Raw genomic sequence first — 21,519 nt, 5'->3', positions numbered from 1 at the left:
GGGCCAGAGTGCGGGAAAGCCCTCGATCATGAGTGTTGTGACCCTGACCGTCAGCGAGGACGAGGCCGATATCCGCCTGGATCGCTGGTTCCGCCGCCACTACCCCCACCTGACCCAGGGGGCGTTGCAGAAACTGTGCCGTACCGGGCAGGTGCGCGTGGACGGCAAGCGCGCCGAAACCTCCACCCGCCTGCTGCCGGGCCAGGCGGTGCGCGTGCCGCCCATTCCCGGCGCGTCGCGCCCCGCGCCGCCGCCCCGCCCGGTGCTGGACGAGCGGCTGGTGCGCGAAATCCGCGGCATGGTGATCTATAGCGACGACCAGGTGATCGTGCTGAACAAGCCCGCCGGTCTGCCGGTGCAGGGCGGTCCCGGGATCATCCATCACGTCGATGCCATGCTGGACGGGCTGAAGGACCAGGACGACGACCCGCGTCCGCGCCTGGTACACCGGATCGACCGCGACACGTCCGGGCTGCTGCTGCTGGCGCGCACCCCCGGCGTGGCGGCGAAGCTGGCGGCATCCTTCCGCGGGCGGGACGTGCGCAAGACCTACTGGGCGATCGTGGTCGGGCGGCCCAGCCCGGCCTCGGGCGTGATCGACCAGCCGCTGGCCCGGCTGGGCGCCGGCCCCGGCGCGCTGACGGTGGTCGCCTCGCGCAAGGACGCCGACGCCGCGCATGCCCTGTCGGAATACGAGGTCCTGGATGCCGCCGGGCGCAAGCTGTCCTGGCTGGCGCTGTCGCCGCTGACCGGGCGCACGCATCAGCTTCGCGTGCATTGCGAGGCCCTGGGCACGCCGATCCTGGGCGATCCGAAATATGGCGGGGATACCGCCCACCCCGAGGGCTTCGTCGACCGGCTGCACCTGCACGCCCGCACCCTGGACCTGCCGCATCCGGCGGGCGGGCGGCTGGTGGTATCGGCCGACCTGCCGTCCCACATGCGTGAAACCTTCCGGCAACTGGGCTTCAGTGCCGGGGCCACCCAGCCGCCACGACGGGGCTGAACGATGGCGGACAGGAACGGAGGACAGCCCATGACGGGACCGGGGGCACGTTCGGGGCGGGGCCGTGCCTGGCTGCTGGCATCGGTGGCGGCGGTCGTGCTCGTGGCAGGCAGCGCCACCATGGCGGCGCGGGCCATGATCGACCCCGCCAGCCTGCGCCAGCAGGCGGTGGCGGCCGTCTGGCGCCAGACCGGGCGCGTGCTGCGGGTGGGTACGCTGGACGTGCGCATCCTGCCCTATCCCTCGGTGTCCGTTCGCGACCTTGCGCTGTCGGACATGGCGGGCGGGGCGCGACCGGACATGCTGACCGCCACCGGGCTGGATGCGCGGCTGGCCATCCTGCCGCTGCTGCATCACGAAATCCGGCTGGAGGACGTGCGCCTGACCCACCCCGACCTGCTGGTCGAACGGATGGCCGACGGACGGGCGAACTGGCAGATGCATCCGCAGCCCGACACGGCACCGGCCGCGTCCAACCCCGGCGGATCGTCGCATTCTGCCCGCTGGGCGGTGCGCATCGGCAGCGTGCGGGTGCGCGATGCCGTCGTGACCTGGGATGACCGGCAGGCCCATGGCACGGGAACGGTCGCGCTGGATCGTGTGGCGCTGGACGGGCTGACGGGGTCGGCGCCGTCCTTCGACGTGCAGGGACATCGCCCCGCGGATGCCGGTGCCGGCTTCACGATGCAGGGCCAGGTCGGCCCCCTTGTTACGCCATCTTCCGACCCGTGGAAGGTGCGGGTCCAGGCGGCGTTCCTGCTGGACGGCCAGCCGGGCGGCAGCCTGGGGCTGGACGGCGCGCTGTCCGATCCGGCGCATCTGCGCGGCTATGACGTCACGCTGCATGCCACGGCGGGCCAGGTTTCGGGGCTGAACCGCCTGTTCGTGCATGCCGGCCTGCCGGATGTGCGGAATGTCGATCTCGCGGCCCGGATCGTCGACATGGCGGATGGCGACGCCGCGCCGCAACCCGGCCTGCGCATGCTGCATCTGCGGGCTGGTCCGGTCGATGCCGGCCAGGTCGTGCCGGCCCTGCGGCTGGACCATCTGGCGATCGACGCGCCGACCCCGGCCGATCACATGACGATCCAGGCGGCCGGGACGTACGGCGCGCGACCGTTCGACCTGCATGGCACGGTGGGCACCTTGTCCGAAACCATCGCGGCAGCGCGCAGCCGGCTGGGCAGTCCCATGCCGCTGGACCTGTCCGGGGACGTCGCGGGGGCGGCCCTGCACGGGGGCGGCAGCATCGGCGGCGGCCAGTCCGACCTGGATCTCCATGTCGCCGCCGATCGTCTGGCGCTGCCCGGCGACCGGGTTCTGGACCATCTGACCGCCGATGCCCATGTCGCGATGCAGGGCGGGGACAGCGTTCGCCTGTCGGGCCTGCGGGTGATGCCACCCCAGATGGCGCTGGCCGGCGGGCTGGATTTCACCCGCCATGGCGGAACGGGCGGCGTTCCGCTGCTGGGCGGCCGGATACGGGCCGACAGGCTGGACCTGGACGCGCTGCACATCACGGCCCCGCACGCCGCCGCCCCCACGCCCCGGGCCCCGGCGCCGGACACGACCGCCCCTGCCGCGCCGGCACCAGCGCCGGCACCGGCCGACGCCGTCCTGCCGTTCGACCGGCTGCGGCGGATGAATATCGACCTCGATCTCGCGGCGTCGCAGCTTCGGCTGAACGGCGACGATTATCATGACGCGCTGGCGCACGTGCTGCTGCGCGGCGGCCGGCTGGTGATCGACCCGCTGCGCGCGGACGGCGCGGGCCGCCACCTGAACGGTACGATCACGGTCGATGCGTCGGGCGACGTGCCGCGTCTTTCGGCCAGCGTGGGATCGCTGGTCCTGCCGGCCGAATGGGTGGCGGCTCAGGCCGGTATCCCCGCGTCGGTGCATGGCGCGTTGCAGATGGTCGGCGTCCTGGACACGCAGGGGACGACGCGCGCGGCGCTACGGTCCGCGCTGGCCGGCCATCTGGGCCTGTCGCTGGTCAACGGGCAGATCGACGGTGCGGCCCTGGGCCGCCTGCTGGGTCCGGGTGCGGCCGGCGCGGCGCAGGACGCCCTGGGCGGGCTGCGCTGCTTCGGGGTGCATATGGCGCTGGGCGGCGGCCAGGCCACGCTGGATACGATCGGCATGCAGACCCGCCGCCTGTCGGTCACCGGGCATGGAACGGTCGGACTGGTCCGGCAGGACCTGGACCTGCATCTGGTTCCGCAACTGCTGATCGGCTCGACCGGGGCGGCGATGCCGGTCGAGATCGGCGGCACGATCCAGGCGCCGCAGCCGCGCCTGGACCCGGCAGGTGCCGGGCGGCGGTTCGTCCTGACCATCGGCCCGTCCTCCGGCATCGCCGATCCATGCCCCGCCGCATTGCAGGCGGCGCGCGAGGGCCAGCCCGGCCCGGCCCCCGGGGCCGCGCCCAAGGCCAAGGCGCCAAAGGTCATGGACATGCTGCGCGGCCTGGGACTGTTCCGATGAGCGGCGATCCGGCGCGGGACGACGCCCGCAAGCGCTTCTGGGACCAGGCCACGGTCGAAACGCTGCCGGACGGATTCGCCGTCCTGCTGGACGGCCGGACCGTGCGCCTGCCCGGCGGCACGGCGCTGTGCGTGCGAAGCGCCGCCCTGGCGACGGCGCTGGCGGCGGAATGGCAGGCGGCGGGCGGGTCCAAGGGGGGTGTTTTCACCCCGGCCGACCTGCCGCTGACGCGCATCGCGGGCACGATGCTGGAGCGAATCGCCCCGGACCGGTCCGCCACCGTCGCGGTGCTGGCCGGCTATGCCGGGGGCGACCTGCTCTGCTACCGCGTCCGCACGCCGGCGCTGCTGGTCGAACGGCAGCGGCAGGAATGGGACCCGTGGCTGGACTGGCTGCGCGTCCGGTACGGCATCAGCCTGACGGTGACCGAGGGCGTGATGCCGATCGCTCAGTCGGAAGAGGCCCTCGGCGCCGTGCGCGCGGTGCTGGATGCCCTGTCCGACGGGGCGCTGGCGGCGCTGGGTGTCGCGGTGCCGGCGCTGGGAAGCCTGGTCCTGGGCCTGGCCCTGGCCGAGGGACGGCTGACGGCGGAACAGGCCACCGCCTGCGCCACGCTGGACGAGCGGACCCAGATGGAATTGTGGGGCCACGACGCCCAGCAGGCCGAACGCCTGTCCCGGCTGGAGCGGGACGTTCGCGATGCCGAAACATTCCTGCGCCTGGTGAATGAGTCATAGAGGCGCCTGACGGCGCGCGCCCTGTCATCGATCCGCCATAATGCAACGGCACATCGGATCTTGCGTTCCGATACCGAGCCGAACACTTCGTTACAGGTCTTCGCTGTAGAAGGGACGAGGAGCGAAACTGGCGACACAGGAGAGTCCCATGGCCTCGATCGATTGGCGGCCGCTATCCGAACCGTCCGGCTTTGCCGAGCGTGACCCGTGGCAGGACATTGCGGCCAGCAGGGACCGGCCGCAGACGTCGCGCCGCATGAAGCAGAGGCTGGGCCACTGGGTCGCGACCTGCGCCATGGGGGCATGGGCCCTGCTGGCCATCGTGCCGGTCATCGTGGTCCTTATGGCCATCGACGGTTAATCACCGTCCGAAAACAGCCCCGCGGTCGTCATGTCTGACGGCCGTGCGCGCTGAAGTCCGGGAGACGGGCGCGGGACCGTCTCCAGCCAGATCGATCCGGGGCCAAGTATATCTAGGTGTTTTGTCCCGGGATTTGGTGGTGCGGATTATGTATGAACCGTGATGGTTCTTTTTCCCACTGCTGACAAATGAATTCATATGGAGTGAGGCCGCGCAGGGTCTTGAGCCTGCGGGCGAAATTGTAGGCGGTAACGAAGTCGGCGAGGTGTTGACGCAACTGGTCATGTGTTTCGTAGTAGAAGCGCTTGACGGTGGCGTCCTTGATCGTGCGGTTCATCCTCTCGACCTGGCCATTCGTCCAGGGATGTCGCGGCTTTGTCAGTCGATGCTCGATATCGAGATCAGCACAGGCCAGTTCAAAAGAGTGGCACCGGAACAGGACACCATCCGCCCGCATGGCCTTGATGTCTTCGGGTGTCCATCCATTGCCGGCCGGATCGGTAAAATGCGTGCCGTTATCGGTCAGCACGGTATGGATGCGGTAGGGAACCGCAGCGGCCAGAGCACGCAGGAAGTCACCGGCAACGCGACGTGTCGCTTTCTCGTGCAATTGGACAAAAGCGAATTTCGAGGTCCGGTCGATCGCCACCAGAAGATAAAGGCGCCCCATTTCAGTGCGGACTTCAGCAATGTCGATGTGAAAATAGCCGATCGGATAACTCTTGAACTTCGACCGTTTTGGTTTGTCGCCTTCGGTCTCGGGCAGGCGGCTGATCCCATGGCGCTGAAAACAACGGTGCAGGGAAGATCGCGTCAGATGCGGGATCGTCGCCTGAAGCGCATAAAGGCAATCATCAAGAGGCAGCAGGGTATGGCGACGGAAGGCCACAACGATCGCTTCTTCTTCGGTCGACAGGATGGTTGAGGATGCGACCTTCGGACCGGTGCGTCGATCCGACGTATCGGTCCGCCCCTTCCATTTGGCGACCGTCTTCGGGTTGATCCCGTAGCGTTTCGCCAGAACCCTCAGGCTCTCTTGACTATGTTGTATCGCTCGACGGACTGCCGCTGTCGTCGTGGCGCTTCCGTGGTGAACCTGGCCCATAGCGCATCCTTCCACTCATGTGAAAATAATGCACCACCAAATCCCGGGACCAAACATCTAGGGAACCAGGACCGTGGCGCTGGCGGTGCAGGCGATGCCTTCCTCGCGGCCGGTGAAGCCCAGCCGTTCGGAGGTCGTGGCCTTCACGGAAATCCGGTCGATCCCGACCTGCAGCAGGTCGGCCAGGCGCTGGCGCATCGCCTCGGAATGCGGGCCGATTTTCGGCCGTTCGCAGATCAGCGTGACATCGGCATTCACCAGCATGCCGCCCCGGGCGCGAATCCGCTCGCCGGCATGGACCAGGAAGCGCGCGCTGTCGGCGTCCTTCCACTGATTCTGGCTGGGCGGGAAATGGCGCCCGATATCGCCCTCGGCCAGCGCGCCATAGATCGCGTCGCACAGGGCATGGATACCGACATCGGCGTCCGAATGCCCGGCCAGGCCGCGATCGTGGGGCACGGTGATGCCGCACAGGATCAGGGCGCGGTTCTCGGCAAACGCATGGACGTCGTAGCCGATGCCGGTGCGCGGCAGCAATGTCGGACCGATCAGGCGTTCCAGGCGCATGAGATCCTCCTTGTAGGTCAGCTTGATATTGTCTTCCGATCCGGGCACCAGCGCGACCGTGTGGCCGGCTGCCTCCAGCAGCGCCGCGTCGTCGGTCGCGTCCGTCGCGGCGGCGCCGCGATGCAGGTCGCGCAGCAGCGCGAAGCGGAAGCCCTGCGGCGTCTGGGCGCGAAACAGGTCGTCCCGCGGCACGGTGCCGGCAATCACGCCGTCCCTGCCGCGCTTGATCGTATCGGCCACCTGCACGGCGGGAATGGCGCCGGGATGGGCCGCCAGCGCCGCGATCACCGCCTGCGTCACCTCGCCGGGGACATAGGGGCGGGCGCCGTCATGGATCAGCACCAGGTCGGGCCGCGCGGACTCGGGCAGGCGGTCCAGCGCCTCCAGCCCGGCGCGGACGCTTTCCTGCCGCGTCTCGCCCCCCGCCACCGGCGGCAGGACATCCAGCCCCTGCAGCGCATCGGCCAGGGCCTGGGCATCGCCCACCGGCTGAAGCAGGTCGACATGCGGGATCAGGGCATCCGCCGCATGGCGGATGATGGGCCGGCCGCCGAGCGTCAGATACTGCTTGGCGACAGGGGATGCCGTCGTGGCGCTGAAACGTCGGCCCACGCCTGCGGCAAGGAGAATGGCTGCAACACGCATGGCGGAGCAATGCGGCGGAGATTCCCCGCCGTCAAGCGCTGGAACGCGCGGGGATGCCGTATTTTGCGGCTCCGCCCCCGGTTTTGTGGCTCCGCCCCTGGGGGAATGCCGCATCGCGATTGCGTGACAGCGGAAGATTGGGTATTCTGCTTAAATCCTGGGCATAGATGCCGGAAATTCGCCCAATCCCGGCGCCCATCCGTGTGCCGGGCGCGGGATCTGACAGCCCAACGGGGGTAATGCCGTCCATGTCGTCCGAAATGTTGCGTCCCGTCGATCTGGGTGGGGGGGTGGTCCTGCGCACCCCGGTCATCCTCGCCCCGATGTCCGGGGTGACGGACCTGCCGTTCCGCCGGCTGGCGCGGCGGCTGGGCGCGGGCCTGGTCATTTCGGAAATGATCGCCTCGTGGGCCATGGTGCGGGAGAACCAGGCCACCCTGCGCATGGCCGAGGTCGCCGATGATGACGGCCCGAACGCGGTGCAGCTGGCCGGCTGCGAGCCCGAGGCCATGGCCCAGGCGGCGCGGATCGCGGTCGATCGCGGCGCGGACATGGTCGACATCAATTTCGGCTGCCCGGTCAAGAAGGTGGCGGTCGGCCAGCAGGCGGGCTCGGCGCTGATGCGGGACGAAGCCCTGGCCGCGCGGCTGCTGGATGCCGTTGTGCGGGCCGTGGACGTGCCGGTGACGCTGAAGATGCGCATGGGCTGGGACCATGCCAGCCTGAACGCGCCGGCCCTGGCCCGCATCGCGGAACAGACGGGCATCCGCATGGTCACCGTGCATGGCCGCACGCGCCAGCAATTCTATAACGGCACCGCCGACTGGTCCTTCGTCCGGCAGGTGAAGGACGCGGTATCGCTGCCGGTGATCGTCAACGGCGATATCCAGACGGTCGACGACGCGCGGCAGGCCCTGGCGCTGTCGGGGGCGGACGGGGTGATGATCGGGCGCGGCTGCTATGGCCGGCCGTGGTTCCTGGCCCAGGTCGCGCAGGCGCTGACGACCGGCGACATCGTGCCCGACCCCGACCTGGCGACGGAAAAGGCGATCGTGCTGGATCATTACGACATGATGCTGTCGCATTTCGGCGCCCATCCCGGGCTGCGCCTGGCGCGCAAGCATGTCGCCTGGTATTCCGCCGGCCTGCCGGATTCGGCCGGATTCCGCGCCGCCATCAACCGGGTGGACCAGGCCCAGGAGGCCATCGGGATGATCTCCGCCTTCTATGACCGGCACATCGCTGCCGGTTCCCACCGCGCGCGGCGCGGCACGGCGGCGGGCGGTCAGGATGCCGCCCAGGCGGCTTGAAACCCATGGCGGCCGGCATGGCCCTCGACATGCCGCAGCCGGATGGCGCCGCGCTGCTGGACGCGATGTCGATGCCGGTGGTCCTGGTGGGGCCGGGCAATCATATCCGCTACATCAACAGCGCGGCCGAACCGTTCTTCGGCGCGTCGCGCCAGCAACTGATGCATCGGGACCTGGCGGAAATCCTGGCGGCCGACCATCCGATCTTCCTGCTGGTCGAACAGGTGCGGCGCGACGGGGTGACGACCGCCGAACATGAACTGACGCTGGACGGGCCGCGGCTGCACCGCACGGGCATTACCGTGCAGGGCACGCAACTGCCCGATGAGCCGGATTCCGTGCTGCTGACCTTTCACGATTCGTCGGCGGCGCGGCAACTCGACCGGCAACTGACCTTCCGGTCCGCGGCGCGCAGCGTGTCCGGCATGGCCGCCATCCTGGCGCACGAGGTCAAGAATCCCCTGTCCGGCATCAGGGGGGCGGCGCAGTTGCTGGAAAGCTCGGTGGCCGAGGGCGACCGGGAACTGGCGGTGCTGATCCGGGACGAGGCCGACCGGATACGCGACCTGGTCGAGCGCATGGAAATGTTCAGCGACAAGCCGCTGGAACGGCGCCCGGTGAACATTCATCGCGTGCTCGAACGCGTGCGCATGCTGGCCGAGCAGGGATTCGCCGGCAACATCCGGATCGTCGAGGATTACGATCCCTCGCTGCCGCCGGTCTGGGGCAATCGCGACCAGTTGGTGCAGGTGCTGCTGAACCTGGTGAAGAACGCGGCCGAGGCCATCGCATCGGACGGGCAGGGGGGGGAAATCACCCTCGGCACGTCCTACCGGCACGGGGTGCGGCTGGCGGTGCCGGGGATGGAACATCGCGTCGAACTGCCGCTGGTGGTGTCGGTCCGCGATACCGGGCCCGGCATTCCCGACAGCATCCGGCCCCATCTGTTCGAACCCTTCCTGACGACGAAGACCAGCGGAAGCGGCCTGGGACTGGCCCTGGCGGGCAAGATCATCGACGACCATGGCGGCGTGATCGAAATCGACAGCCGCCCCGGCCGCACCGAGGTCCGCCTGCACCTGCCCATGGTGGCCGAAGGCAGGACCCTTCCCTGACCGCCGGCCGGACGCCGCCCCCAGCCCTTAGCCCCGATTCAAGAGACTGACCTATCGCATGCCCCTGCCGACCGTCCTTGTCGCCGACGACGACCGTTCCATCCGCACCGTCCTTAGCCAGGCGCTGGGGCGCGCGGGCTATCAGGTGCGCGTCACCGCCCATGCCGCGACCCTGTGGCAATGGGTCGAGGAGGGCGAGGGCGACCTGGTCATCACCGACGTGGTGATGCCCGACGAAAACGGCCTTGACCTGATTCCGCGCATCAAGCGGGCCCGGCCCGACCTGCGCGTGGTGGTCATGAGCGCGCAATCCACCCTGATGACCGCCGTCAAGGCGACCCAGCGCGGCGCGTTCGAGTACCTGCCCAAGCCCTTCGACCTGAAGGAGCTGCTGTCGGTGGTCGCGCGCGCGCTGGCGTCGCCGGCCGGCGCCCTGGCCGAACCCGCGCCGGTCGATACGGACGAACGCATGCCGCTGATCGGCCGGTCGATGGTGATGCAGGACATCTATCGCATCATCGCGCGACTGACGACGTCGGACCTGACGGTGATGATCAATGGCGAGAGCGGCACCGGAAAGGAACTGGTGGCGCGCGCCCTGCACGATTACGGCCGCCGGCGCGGCGGGCCCTTCGTCGCCGTCAACATGGCGGCGATCCCGCGCGAACTGATCGAGAGCGAGCTGTTCGGCCATGAGCGCGGCGCGTTCACCGGGGCCACCAGCCGCAATCCCGGCCGCTTCGAACAGGCCGCCGGGGGCACCCTGTTCCTGGACGAGATCGGGGACATGCCGCCCGAGGCCCAGACGCGCCTGCTGCGCGTGCTGCAGGACGGCGAGTTCACCACCGTGGGCGGCCGCCAGCCGATCCGCGCGAATGTCCGCATCATCGCCGCCACCCATCGCGACCTGCGCCAGGCGATCCGCACCGGATCGTTCCGCGAGGACCTGTTCTATCGCCTGAACGTGGTGCCCATCCGCCTGCCGCCCCTGCGCGAGCGGGCCGAGGACATCCCCCTGCTGGCCCGCCACTTCCTGGACCGCTGCCGCGAGGACGGCCTGCCGGGCAAGATTCTGGACGACGGCGCGGTGGAACGGCTCCAGGCCAGCCGCTGGCCGGGCAATGTGCGCGAACTGGAAAACCTGATGCGCCGGCTGGCGGCCCTGTACCCGCAGGAGACGATCACCGCCGACCTGATCGATTCCGAACTGGCCGAAACGCTGCACGAGCAGGGCGCCGATACGCCGGACCTGCGCGAGCAGGAACCGCTGGCCGACGCCGTGGCCCGCCATATCCGCCATTTCCTGGCCTCGGGCCAGGACGGCATGCCGCTGCACGACATCTATGACCGCGTGATCGCCGAGGTCGAACGGCCGCTGATCCAGATGACCCTGGCGGCCACCCGCGGCAACCAGATCAAGGCGGCGGCGATGCTGGGGCTGAACCGCAACACCCTGCGCAAGAAGATCCGCGACCTGGAAATCCCTGTCGTTCGCGGCGCGAACTGACCGTGAAGCGGGAGATCGTCCATTGACCGAACCCAGGGCATCCCGCGCCCGGATTCCGGCGCCGCCGCTGATGCGCGGCCTGTTCGGGCTGCTGGCGCGGCGCGACGTGACCATCGCCCTGGTCGCGCTGGCGCTGTGTTTCGGGGTCGCGACCTTCGTGGTGCTGTCCGGCGGCCTGTCGGTGACGCATTACCCCCGCATCCAGGCGCTGATCTTCGTACTGAATTTCCTGGTCCTGCTGCTGCTGGCCCTGGCGCTGTCGGAACGGCTGGGTCGCGTCCTGGCCGAACGGCGGCGCGGCCTGGCCGGGGCGCGGCTGCATGTGCGCCTGGTCACGCTGTTCGGCATCGTGGCGGTGGCGCCCACCATCGTCGTCGGCTGCTTCGCCACGGTGTTCTTCCATTACGGCATCCAGATCTGGTTCAGCGACCGGGTGAACACCGCGCTGAACGAGGCGCTGCAGGCCTCGCACGGCTATCTGCAGGAACATAACGCCAATATCCGGACCGAGGCCTTCTCGCTGGCCAACTACCTGGCCGGCGCGGCCAACGGCCTGGAAGGGTCGGGGTCGGACCTGATGCACGACCCCGAGGCCCTGGATCAGATCCTCGATTCGCAGGCCACCCTGCGCGGCCTGAACGAGGCGGTGATCTACGACCCGCTGACCAACCACATCGTGGCCTCGGGCGGGCTGATGAGCCACCCGGGCGACATGCAGGCCCTGCCGCCGCCCTCGGCCACCATGATGGCCCGCACCAACGAGATCGCCATTCTCGATTCGCCCGACGAGAAGACGGTCCGGGCGGTCATCTCGCTGGGCGACACGCCGCCGCTGATGCTGGTGATCACCCGCCCCGTCGATCCCGAAATCCTCGACCACATGCACAAGACCGAAAATGTGGTGGCCGATTACCAGCGGCTGAACCGGAACCGCTCGAAAATCCAGTTCACCTTCGTGCTGATTTTCGCGCTGGTGGGGCTTCTGGTGCTGTTCGCGGCGATCCTGATCGGCCTGGTGCTGGCCAACCAGATCGTCCGGCCGCTGGGCCTGCTGATCCTGGCATCCGGACGGATCAGCGACGGCGACCTGAAGGTGCGCGTCCCCGAGGGCGAGCGCGACGATGAGCTGTCCAGCCTGTCGCGTGCCTTCAACCGCATGACCGACCAGCTTTCCAGCCAGCGTTCGGAACTGATGATCGCCTACGACCAGATCGACGAACGCCGCCGCTTTACCGAAGCCGTGCTGTCGGGCGTGTCGGCGGGCGTGATCGGCCTGGACGCGCAGCAGGTGATCGAACTGCCCAACCGTGCGGCGGCCACCCTGCTTCAGCAGGATCTGGCGGCGGCCATCGGCCGGCGCCTGGTCGACGTGGTGCCGGAATTCCATCCGATGCTGGACGAGGTGGCGCGGGCTTCCGACCGGGTCTGGACCGGCGAGGTCCAGGTGGGCAGCGGCGCGCGGGCCTGCACGCTGCTGGTCCGGATCGGGGCCGAGACCCGTGGCGCCAAGGCCGAGGGCTATGTCGTGACGTTCGACGACATAACGGCATTGCAGGCAGCGCAACGCAAGGCCGCCTGGGCCGACGTCGCCCGACGCATCGCGCACGAGATCAAGAATCCCCTGACGCCGATCCAGCTCGCGGCCGAACGGCTGAAGCGGCGCTTCCTGCGCGAGATCACGTCGGATCCCGAAACGTTCAGCCAGTGCGCGGACACGATCGTGCGCCATGTCGGCGATATCGGGCGCATGGTGGACGAATTTTCCGCCTTCGCGCGGATGCCGCAGCCGATCATCCGCCCCGAGGACCTGTCGCGCATCGTGCGCGAGGCCCTGGTCCTGCAACGCGCCGCCCACCCCGAGATCCGCTACGAAACCGACCTGCCCGAACACGGGCCGGTGGTGTCATGCGACCGGCGGCTGATGGTCCAGGCGCTGACCAATTTGCTGCAGAATGCGGCCGACGCCATTGCAATGGTACCAAAAGATGGGAATGCTGCATGCAGCCCGGCCGGTCCGGCCGGCATCGTCGGGATTGTCTTGCACATCGAAGGTTCGGAGGCCCACCTCACGGTGGCCGACGACGGGATCGGCCTGCCGGAAGAAGACAGGCAGCGATTGACCGAACCCTATGTGACCCACAAGCCGAAAGGAACCGGCCTGGGTCTGGCGATCGTCAAGAAAATCCTGGAAGATCATGGTGGTAGCATCCGTCTGGAGGACCGGCCAGACGCAAGGGGAGCGGTTTCGATCTTGATACTGCCTGTAAAGGACGACCATGGGGCATGAAATCCTGATCGTCGATGATGAGCCGGACATCCGGCTGCTTGTCGAGGGCATTCTTCGGGACGAAGGCTACGAGACCCGCCTGGCAGGGGATTCGGATTCGGCAATCAGCGCCTTTCGGGCCCGCCGGCCGTCTTTGGTCATCCTGGATGTCTGGCTCCAGGGCTCGCGTCTCGACGGCCTGGGAATCCTCCAGGCCATCCAGGGCGAGGAACCGGTCGTTCCCACCATCATGATCTCCGGCCACGGCACGATCGAAACCGCGGTCGCGGCGCTGCAGCACGGCGCCTATGACTTCATCGAAAAGCCCTTCCAGTCCGACCGGCTGCTGCTGGTGGTCCGCCGCGCGCTGGAGGCATCGCGCCTGGCCCGGGAAAACGCCGAGCTGCGCCTGCGCGCGGGGCCCGAGGCGATGCTGTACGGCGACAGCCCGGTCATCGCGGGCGTGCGCAACCAGATCGAGCGCGTGGCCCCCAGCGGCTCGCGCGTGCTGATTTCCGGCGCCGCCGGGGCGGGCAAGGAGGTCGCGGCGCGGATGATCCACGCGCGCTCGCGCCGGGCCGAAGGGCCGTTCATCGCCCTGAACTGCGCCACCCTGGCCCCCGGCCGGTTCGAGGAGGAACTGTTCGGCATCGAGGGGGCGCCGGACGGCACCGGCCGCCGGACCGGCGTGCTGGAACGCGCCCATGGCGGCACCCTGCTGCTGGACGAGGTTTCGGACATGCCGATCGAAACCCAGGGCAAGATCGTCCGCGCGTTGCAGGACCAGAGCTTCGAGCGCGTGGGCGGGGCGTCGCGGGTCAAGGTCGATGTCCGCGTGCTGGCCGCGACCAATCGCGACCTGCAGGAAGCGATCGCCGCCGGCCGCTTCCGCGAGGACCTGTATTACCGCCTGGCGGTGGTGCCGCTGCGCGTGCCCAGCCTGCGCGAACGGCGCGAGGACATTCCCGGCCTGGCGCGGCTGTTCCTGCGCCGGGCGGCGGAAAACGCGGGCCTGCCGCTGCGCGACCTGTCGGGCGACGCCGTCGCCGCGCTGCAAAGCTATGACTGGCCGGGCAACGCGCGGGAACTGCGCAACCTGATGGAACGGCTGCTGATCATGATGCCGGGCAACGGGTCCGACCTGATCCGTGCCGAGATGCTGCCGCCGTCGGTGGGGCAGGGCGCACCTGCATTGCTGAAATTTGATCCCGCCGCCGACGTGATGGGCCTGCCGCTGCGCGAGGCACGGGACCTGTTCGAAACCCAGTATCTGCAGGCGCAGCTCCTGCGTTTTGGCGGCAATATCAGCCGTACCGCCGGCTTCGTCGGCATGGAACGCAGCGCATTGCACCGCAAGTTGAAACAGTTGGGCGTCACGTCGGAGGAGCGGGGCGCAGGATGAGGTTTTGCCCCGCGGGGAAGGGCCTGCTAGACAAGGGCAATCGCATGTTATCGGTACGGAGCGGTACGGCGTGTTCCGCCCTCGTTCCCGCCCACAGAAAAAAGTAAGGCCCAGCCGTGGCAAAAGAACCGACACAAAACGTTCAGGATGTCTTCCTCAACCATGTCCGACGGTCCAAGACCCCGGTCACGGTGTTCCTGGTCAATGGCGTAAAGCTGCAGGGCATCATTACCTGGTTTGACAATTTCTCGGTGCTGCTGCGTCGCGACGGTCATACGCAGCTTGTCTACAAGCACGCCATCAGCACCGTCATGCCGGCGACGCCGGTGGTCCTGTTCGACCCGTCGCGCACCGAAGGCGCCACCGTTGACCTGACGGAGAAGGATCTGGCGGGGGATGCCGATCTCCTCTGACGATCCCGTGTCGCAATCCGCGACGCGGGCCGCCGTCATCCTGCCCTGGGAACGGCCGGACCGCCAGGAGGAAGTTCGGGCGGCCGAGGCCCGACTGGAAGAAGCTGTCGGCCTCGCCGCCTCGATCGGCCTGGTCATCGTGCGCCAGGCCGTGCTGGTGCTGCGGGCACGCCGGCCGTCGACATTGCTGGGAAACGGGCAGGTCGAATCGCTGCGCGCGGCGGTCCAGCAGGACCGCGTCGCCGTCGTGATCGTCGATTCGCGCCTCTCCCCCGTGCAGCAGCGCAACCTGGAACGCGCCCTGGGCTGCAAGGTCATCGACCGTACGGCGCTGATCCTGGACATTTTCGGCGAGCGCGCGGCCACCAAGGAAGGCACGCTGCAGGTCGAACTGGCCCATCTGGAATATCAGCGCAGCCGCCTGGTCCGGACCTGGACCCATCTGGAGCGCCAGCGCGGCGGCTTCGGCTTCCTGGGCGGTCCGGGCGAAACCCAGATCGAGGCCGACCGCCGCATGATCGGCGACCGGATCGTGCGCCTGAAGCGGGAACTGGAACAGGTGCGGCGCACGCGCGGCCTGCACCGCGCCGCGCGCCGGCGGGTGCCGTTTCCGGTCGTGGCGCTGGTCGGTTACACCAATGCCGGAAAATCGACCCTGTTCAATGCCCTGACCGGGGCGACCGTCTTCGCCCAGGACCAGTTGTTCGCCACCCTCGACCCGACGATGCGCGGCATTCGCCTGCCGTCGGGCCGGCGCATCATCCTGTCCGACACGGTGGGCTTCATCAGCGACCTGCCGACCGAACTGATCGCCGCCTTCCGCGCGACGCTGGAAGAGGTCGCCGAGGCCGACGTCATCCTGCATGTGCGCGATATCTCCCATCCCGACAGCGCCGCCCAGCGCGCGGATGTCGAGGACGTGCTGGAAGGCATGGCCGGCAGCGGCACGCTGGAGGACGATTGGCGCCGGCGCGTGATCGAGGTGCAGAACAAGGCCGACCTGATCGGCGGCCGCGATGCCGTGCCGCCCCGCAAGGGCAGCGTCGTCATTTCGGCCATCACGGGCGAGGGCCTGCCCGACCTGCTGGCCGCCATCGATTCGCGCCTGACCGAGGCGATGGAAACCGTCCGCTACACCATCCCGGTGAAGGACGGCGCCATGCTGGCGTGGCTGTACGCTCATGGCGAAGTGACATCGCGCGAGGATGGCGAGCAGGCTATCGTGGTGACGGTTCGCCTGTTGCCGGCCGACCGCGCCCGTTTCGAGATGCAGATCGCCGGTCAGGACCAGTAGGGGTGCGGCCCGGCAGGGAGTGAAGATCATGACGGTCCCCGTTTCCGCCGGCCCTGTTTCCGTGGGACAGATGCGCGAGGTGCTGGGGATCATGCGGCTGGCCGCGGCCCGCCAGGTCATGTCGCGCTTCCGGCAACTCGATTCCGCATCCATCCGCTGCAAGACCAGCAAGCTGGACGTGGTGACCGAAGCCGACGAAGCCGCCGAGCGCGACATCACCGAGGCCCTGCTGCGCCTGTCCCCCAAGGCCGTGGTGATCGGCGAGGAAGCGGTCAGCGCGCGCCCGGCCCTGCTTGATTCGCTGGGCGAGGCCGAACTGGCGTATGTCGTCGACCCGATCGACGGCACCGCGAATTACGCTGCCGGCGTGCCGCTGTTCGGCGTGATGGTGGCCGTCGTGGCGCGGGGCGAGGTCGTCGGTGCCGCGATCCTGGACCCGGTTTGCGACGTCGCGGCGCTGGCGGTGCGGGGCGAGGGCGCCTGGCTGGTCGGCCCGGACGGTGCGGAACGCACGCTGGCCTGCGCGCCGCCCGCCCCCGCGGAAGAGATGTGCGGCAATGCCTCCTGGCGTTATCTGCCGCTGCCGATCCGCGACACCGTCGCGCGGAACCTGCCGCGGGTGATGGGCTCGTGGGACTTCCGCTGCGCGGCGCATGAATATCTCATGCTCGCGGACGGGAAGTGGCATTTCCTGCTGTTCAACCGCACCTTGCCCTGGGACCATCTGGCCGGCTGGCTGATCCACCGCGAGGCCGGCGGCTACTGCGCCCATTTCGACGGCAGCCCCTATCGCCCGACCGACCTTGCCGGCGGCCTGCTCTATGCCCCCGACCGGGCAAGCTGGCTGGATCTGCGGCGCCTGCTGCTGGAATACGACAGGGACTGAAAACGGCTTCGTCCTACCGCTCGCGCCGCTTGACCTCCTGCCAGCCGGCTTCCATCTCGGCCAGCGTGCTGTCCGGCAGGCTGGTGCCCCGCCGGGCCAGGTCCTGTTCCATGGCGGTGAAGCGGCGGGTGAATTTGGCATTGGCCTGGCGCAGGCAGGCTTCCGGGTCGATGTCCAGTTTGCGGGCCAGCGTCGCCAGGGTGAACAGCACGTCCCCCAGTTCGTCGGTGATGCGCGCGCGATCGCCCGAATCCAGTTCGGCCTTCAGTTCCGCGACTTCCTCGTCCACCTTGTCCAGGACGTCCCTTGCATCGGGCCAGTCGAATCCGACCCGGGCCGCCCGCGCCGACAATTTGCGCGCGCGCAGCAGGGCCGGCAGCGCCGCCGGAATGCCGGCCAGCGTACCCTCCTCCCGCCGGGCCTGCCGCTCGCGTTCCTTTTCATCTTCCCACTGGCCGGCCTGCAGCGTGGCATCGCCGAACACATGGGGATGGCGGCGGACCATCTTGTCGCCGATCATGCCGGCCACGGTCGCGAAATCGAACCAGCCGGCTTCCTCCGCCATGCGGGCGTGATAGACGACCTGCAGCAACAGGTCGCCCAGTTCGTCCGGCAGCGCCGCCCAATCCTGCCGGGCGATCGTGTCCTCGACCTCATAGGCTTCCTCGATCGCGAACGGGGCGATCGTGGCGAAGTCCTGCTCGCGGTCCCACGGACATCCCGCCACCGGATCGCGCAGCCTTGCCATGATGTCTATCAGGCGGGACAGGGCCTGGGTGGCTTCGGACATCGGGGGGAACTCCATGTTATGAAAAGGCCGGGCATGATGCCCTGCGCCCCGGGACATTGACAAAGAATCCGTCTCCAGGGGTATCGGCCTTTGGATTATGGTACAGGCCCCTATCCATTAGGGGTGAGGGAGAACGGACGGATCATGGACGGACAGGCGACGGTTTTCATCGATGGCGAGGCCGGGACGACGGGGCTGGGCATTCGCCAGCGCCTGCATGCCCTCCCGGTCGCGGTGCGGTCGATCGACCCCGAGCGCCGCAAGGATGCCGACGCAAGGCGCGAGATGATGGAATCGGCCGATCTGGTCGTGCTGTGCCTGCCCGATGCGGCATCGCGCGAGGCCGCGTCGATGGTGGCGGCGATGGAGGCCGCCGGCGGGCCGGCCCCGCGCCTGCTGGACGCCAGCACGGCCTTTCGCGTCGATCCCGACTGGGCGTACGGTTTCCCGGAAATGGGCGCGGACCAGGCGGCGGCGATCGCGACGGCGCGGCGCGTGTCCAATCCCGGCTGCTATCCGACCGGCGCGATCGCGCTGCTGCGTCCGCTGGTCCGGGCCGGATTGCTGGCCCCCGATTTCCCGGTCACGATCAACGCCGTCAGCGGCTATAGCGGCGGCGGCCGCACGATGATCGAGGCGCATGAGCGCGAGGGCGGCCCGGCCTTCGAACTCTACGGCCTGGGGCTGGATCATAAGCATGTGCCGGAAATCACCCGCTATGCCGGCCTGTCGCGCACGCCGCTCTTCGTGCCCTCGGTGGGGCATTTCCCCCAGGGCATGATCGTCTCGATCCCGCTGCATCTCGACATGCTGGCCGCACCGGCCACCGGGGCGGACCTGCGGGCCGTGCTGGCGGATGTCTACGCTGGCTCGGACCGGGTCGGCGTGGCCGAGGCCGGCACCACCCTGGATGCCGATGCGTTGGCGGGAACCGACCTGATGGAATTGCGCGTGCACGCCAACGACGCGCGCCGCCAGGCGGTGCTGACCGCGCGGCTGGACAATCTGGGCAAGGGGGCATCGGGCGCCGCGATCCAGAATATCGCGCTGATGCTCGGCCTGGCTTCGCCGGCCTGAAAGGGGCGGGCAGTTGATCAATTGCCAGATTCCCCGGTTTGCTGGTAAGCAGGGGACCAGGCGAGAGTGACGGAACGGTAGACGTAGTCGGCTCAAAATCGACCGCCGCAAGGCATAGGGGTTCGAGTCCCCTCTCTCGTACCACCGGCTCCGGACAGGATGATGCTCTCTATTTCTCCCGATGCGATCGTCAAGCCGGGTGCGCGCCCCGGCAATCCCTGTTTCTCCTCCGGCCCCTGCGCCAAGCGGCCGGGCTGGTCGCTGGATGCGCTGTCCGGGGCGCTGCTGGGGCGGTCGCACCGCGCACCCGACGGCCGCGCGCGGCTGAACGAGGTCATTACCCGGTCGCGCGCCATCCTGGGCATGCCGGACGACTGGAAGCTGGGGATCGTGCCGGCTTCGGACACCGGCGCGGTGGAAATGGTGCTGTGGTCGCTGGTCGGCCAGCGCCCGGTGGATGTCCTGGCCTTCGAGAGCTTTTCGGCAACCTGGGCCAACGATATCGTGGCCCAGCTTCAGATCCCGACGCCCGGGTGCGCGAGGGCCGATTACGGCCGCCTGCCGGACCTGGGGCAGGTGGACTGGTCGCATGATGTCGTCCTGGCGTGGAACGGCACGACCTCGGGCGTGCGCATCCCCGACGGATCGGCCATTCCGGCGGACCGCGACGGGCTGGTCATCTGCGACGCGACCTCGGCCGCCTTCGCCATGGACCTGCCGTGGGACAAGCTGGATGTGGTCACCTGGTCCTGGCAGAAGGTCCTGGGGGGCGAGGCCGCGCACGGCATGCTGGCGCTGTCGCCCCGCGCCGTCCGCCGGCTGGAGCAGGCGCCCGCCCCGCGTGCCCTGCCGAAGATCTTTCGCCTGACATCCAAGGGCAAGCTGATCGAGGGCATCTTTCGCGGCGACACCATCAATACGCCGTCGATGCTGTGCGTCGAGGACGCATTGGACGGCCTGCGCTGGGCCGAGGCGATCGGCGGACTGCCGGCGCTGGTCGCCCGCAGCCAGGCCAACCTGGCCGTGGTGTCGGACTGGGTCGCCCGGTCCGATTGGGCGGCGTTCCTGGCCGGAACGGCGGCAGAACGGTCCAGCACCGCGATCTGCCTGACCATCGTGGCGCCCTGGTTCCGGGCCCTGGACGCGGAGACGCAGGCCCGCGCGGCCAGGCGGATCGTGGCCCTGCTGGAGGGCGAAGGCGTCGCGCTGGATATCGGCAGCTACCGCGATGCGCCCCCCGGCCTGCGGCTGTGGGGCGGTGCGACGGTCGAATCCGGTGACCTGCGCGCCCTGATGCCGTGGCTGGACTGGGCCGAGGCCCAGGTACGAGCCGAATACGCCTGACGGGCGGGCATGACGAATGGCCGGGACGGTGCTATAGGCGCGCGCATGACGGACGACCCGCCTCCCAATCCCGCCCTGCTGCCCGCGGGCTTTGTCGACCTGCTTCCTTCCGATGCCGAGGCCGAGGCCGCCGGCATGGAAGACCTGATGCGGGTCTTCGCGACGCACGGATACAGCCGCGTGAAGCCGCCGCTGCTGGAATTCGAGGATACGCTGCTGAGCGGATCGGGCGCGGCCGTGGCCGACCAGGCCTTTCGCCTGATGGACCCGGACACGCGGCGGATGATGGCGCTGCGTCCCGACATCACGCCGCAGATCGCGCGGATCGCGGCGACCCGGCTGGCCGATGTGCCGCGTCCGCTGCGCCTGTCCTATACCGGGCTGTGCGTGCTGGCCAGCGGCGGGGCGCGGGAAAGCGACCGCCAGATTTCCCAGGCCGGGATCGAACTGATCGGCCCGGACTCGCCCCAGGCCGACGCTGAAATCATCGCACTGGGGGCCGAAGGCCTGGCGGTGCTGGGGGTGCCCGGCGTGTCGTTCGACCTGACGATGCCCTCGCTGGCGCCGGCGCTGATCGCGGAAATCGACTACACCCCGGCCGAGCGGCAGGCGCTGATGCGCGCCCTGGACCGCAAGGACGCGGCGGCCGTCGCGCGCCTGGCCGGCGGCCTGGCGCCGGTGCTGACCGAATTGCTGCATGCGGCGGGTCCTGCCGAACGCGCGCTGGCGGTGCTGGGTGGGCTGGTCCTGCCGGAACCGGTCCGGGCGCTGAGCGACCGGCTGGCCGCCACCTGTGCCGCGATCAAGGCGCGCGTGCCCGATATCCGCCTGACGGTCGATCCGGTCGAATTCCGGGGCTGGCGCTACCATACCGGCGTGTGCGTGACCGTGTACGCCCGTGGCCAGCATGAAGAACTGGGCCGGGGCGGGCGCTATATTTCCAACAATGACGAACCGGCCTGCGGCCTGACCCTGCGCCCCGAGGCCCTGCTGCGGGCCGCCCCGACCCGGCCCGGACGCATCCGCGTGTTCCTGCCCGCCGGGTGCGACCCGGCGCTGGGCCGGCGGCTGCGGACCGAAGGCTATGCCACGGTCGACGCCCTGGCACCGGTCGCCGACCAGGCGGCCGAGGCAAGGCGCCTGGGTTGCACGATGATCGCGGCCGGCGACGGAATCGTGGCGTTAGACTGACACATTTGTTAAAGCC

The 21,519-nt window shown here is 69.1% G+C and carries 18 protein-coding genes and 1 tRNA gene; 16 read left to right on the top strand and 3 right to left on the bottom strand.

Features of this window, described 5'->3' with window-relative positions:
* Nucleotides 1-28: 28 nt before the first annotated feature.
* The 4 genes from GDI_RS10860 (at nt 29) to GDI_RS10845 (ending at nt 4,591) form a co-directional block, all read left to right on the top strand.
* A complete protein-coding gene (locus tag GDI_RS10860) occupies nt 29-1,006 on the top strand; it encodes an RluA family pseudouridine synthase (protein WP_012226160.1) in 978 nt (325 codons plus the stop codon).
* Nucleotides 1,007-1,036: 30 nt separating this feature from the next.
* The gene (locus tag GDI_RS10855) at nt 1,037-3,493 is read left to right on the top strand and encodes an AsmA family protein (RefSeq protein WP_041249399.1); all 2,457 of its coding nucleotides are present in this window, start codon (nt 1,037-1,039) and stop codon (nt 3,491-3,493) included.
* The gene (locus GDI_RS10850; RefSeq protein ID WP_012226155.1) at nt 3,490-4,230 is read left to right on the top strand and encodes an ATP12 family chaperone protein; all 741 of its coding nucleotides are present in this window, start codon (nt 3,490-3,492) and stop codon (nt 4,228-4,230) included. The genes GDI_RS10855 and GDI_RS10850 overlap by 4 nt, the downstream gene beginning before the upstream one ends.
* 148 nt (nt 4,231-4,378) lie before the next feature.
* A complete protein-coding gene (locus GDI_RS10845) occupies nt 4,379-4,591 on the top strand; it encodes a hypothetical protein (RefSeq protein WP_012226153.1) in 213 nt (70 codons plus the stop codon).
* 112 nt (nt 4,592-4,703) lie between these two features.
* Here GDI_RS10845 and GDI_RS10840 read toward each other — a convergent pair whose 3' ends face one another.
* Nucleotides 4,704-5,696, bottom strand: coding sequence for an IS481-like element ISGdi9 family transposase (locus GDI_RS10840; RefSeq protein ID WP_012224956.1), 993 nt, complete (start codon nt 5,694-5,696; stop codon nt 4,704-4,706).
* A gap of 57 nt (nt 5,697-5,753) precedes the next feature.
* Nucleotides 5,754-6,908 (bottom strand): bifunctional 2-C-methyl-D-erythritol 4-phosphate cytidylyltransferase/2-C-methyl-D-erythritol 2,4-cyclodiphosphate synthase, encoded by a 1,155-nt coding sequence (locus GDI_RS10835; protein ID WP_012226151.1) that lies wholly within the window; start codon nt 6,906-6,908, stop codon nt 5,754-5,756.
* A gap of 248 nt (nt 6,909-7,156) precedes the next feature.
* Here GDI_RS10835 and dusB point away from each other — a divergent pair, with 248 nt between their 5' ends.
* The 8 genes from dusB to GDI_RS10795 all read left to right on the top strand — a co-directional run bounded on the left by dusB (nt 7,157) and on the right by GDI_RS10795 (nt 17,101).
* The gene (dusB, locus tag GDI_RS10830) at nt 7,157-8,218 is read left to right on the top strand and encodes a tRNA dihydrouridine synthase DusB (RefSeq protein WP_012553154.1); all 1,062 of its coding nucleotides are present in this window, start codon (nt 7,157-7,159) and stop codon (nt 8,216-8,218) included.
* A gap of 5 nt (nt 8,219-8,223) precedes the next feature.
* Nucleotides 8,224-9,333, top strand: a complete 1,110-nt coding sequence (locus GDI_RS10825; RefSeq protein ID WP_012226146.1) for a two-component system sensor histidine kinase NtrB — start codon at nt 8,224-8,226, stop codon at nt 9,331-9,333.
* Nucleotides 9,334-9,391: 58 nt separating this feature from the next.
* Nucleotides 9,392-10,840, top strand: a complete 1,449-nt coding sequence (gene ntrC / locus GDI_RS10820; RefSeq protein ID WP_012226144.1) for a nitrogen regulation protein NR(I) — start codon at nt 9,392-9,394, stop codon at nt 10,838-10,840.
* 70 nt (nt 10,841-10,910) lie between these two features.
* Nucleotides 10,911-13,127, top strand: a complete 2,217-nt coding sequence (locus GDI_RS10815) for a sensor histidine kinase NtrY-like (RefSeq protein WP_012226143.1) — start codon at nt 10,911-10,913, stop codon at nt 13,125-13,127.
* The gene (gene ntrX / locus GDI_RS10810) at nt 13,117-14,508 is read left to right on the top strand and encodes a nitrogen assimilation response regulator NtrX (RefSeq protein WP_012226142.1); all 1,392 of its coding nucleotides are present in this window, start codon (nt 13,117-13,119) and stop codon (nt 14,506-14,508) included. Before GDI_RS10815 ends, ntrX begins: the two co-directional genes overlap by 11 nt.
* Before the next feature lie 116 nt (nt 14,509-14,624).
* Entirely contained in the window at nt 14,625-14,921 is a 297-nt protein-coding gene (gene hfq, locus GDI_RS10805; protein WP_012226141.1) for an RNA chaperone Hfq, read from the top strand.
* Nucleotides 14,905-16,215, top strand: a complete 1,311-nt coding sequence (hflX, locus tag GDI_RS10800) for a GTPase HflX (protein WP_012553151.1) — start codon at nt 14,905-14,907, stop codon at nt 16,213-16,215. Before hfq ends, hflX begins: the two co-directional genes overlap by 17 nt.
* A gap of 28 nt (nt 16,216-16,243) precedes the next feature.
* Nucleotides 16,244-17,101 (top strand): inositol monophosphatase family protein, encoded by an 858-nt coding sequence (locus GDI_RS10795; protein ID WP_012226135.1) that lies wholly within the window; start codon nt 16,244-16,246, stop codon nt 17,099-17,101.
* A 13-nt stretch (nt 17,102-17,114) separates the two neighbouring features.
* Here GDI_RS10795 and mazG read toward each other — a convergent pair whose 3' ends face one another.
* Nucleotides 17,115-17,891 carry a nucleoside triphosphate pyrophosphohydrolase gene (mazG, locus tag GDI_RS10790; RefSeq protein ID WP_012553149.1) on the bottom strand — a complete coding sequence of 259 codons (777 nt, stop codon included), beginning with the start codon at nt 17,889-17,891 and terminating at the stop codon, nt 17,115-17,117.
* 144 nt (nt 17,892-18,035) lie between these two features.
* On the opposite strand from mazG, the gene argC reads away from it, so the two are divergent.
* From argC to GDI_RS10770, 4 genes are all read left to right on the top strand, one after another.
* The gene (argC, locus tag GDI_RS10785; protein WP_012553148.1) at nt 18,036-18,968 is read left to right on the top strand and encodes an N-acetyl-gamma-glutamyl-phosphate reductase; all 933 of its coding nucleotides are present in this window, start codon (nt 18,036-18,038) and stop codon (nt 18,966-18,968) included.
* 60 nt (nt 18,969-19,028) lie between these two features.
* A tRNA-Leu gene (locus GDI_RS10780) sits at nt 19,029-19,112 on the top strand.
* A gap of 18 nt (nt 19,113-19,130) precedes the next feature.
* The gene (locus GDI_RS10775) at nt 19,131-20,312 is read left to right on the top strand and encodes a phosphoserine transaminase (protein ID WP_012226132.1); all 1,182 of its coding nucleotides are present in this window, start codon (nt 19,131-19,133) and stop codon (nt 20,310-20,312) included.
* Between the two features lie 45 nt (nt 20,313-20,357).
* On the top strand, nt 20,358-21,503 hold the full coding sequence (locus GDI_RS10770; protein ID WP_012553146.1) for an ATP phosphoribosyltransferase regulatory subunit: 1,146 nt from the start codon (nt 20,358-20,360) through the stop codon (nt 21,501-21,503).
* Nucleotides 21,504-21,519: the final 16 nt, after the last annotated feature.

It is taken from the genome of Gluconacetobacter diazotrophicus PA1 5 (assembly GCF_000067045.1).
In the GTDB taxonomy this organism is placed as follows: domain Bacteria; phylum Pseudomonadota; class Alphaproteobacteria; order Acetobacterales; family Acetobacteraceae; genus Gluconacetobacter; species Gluconacetobacter diazotrophicus.
The sequence above is the reverse complement of the archived record's forward strand: the minus strand, read 5'-3'. Positions and strand labels throughout refer to the sequence as shown.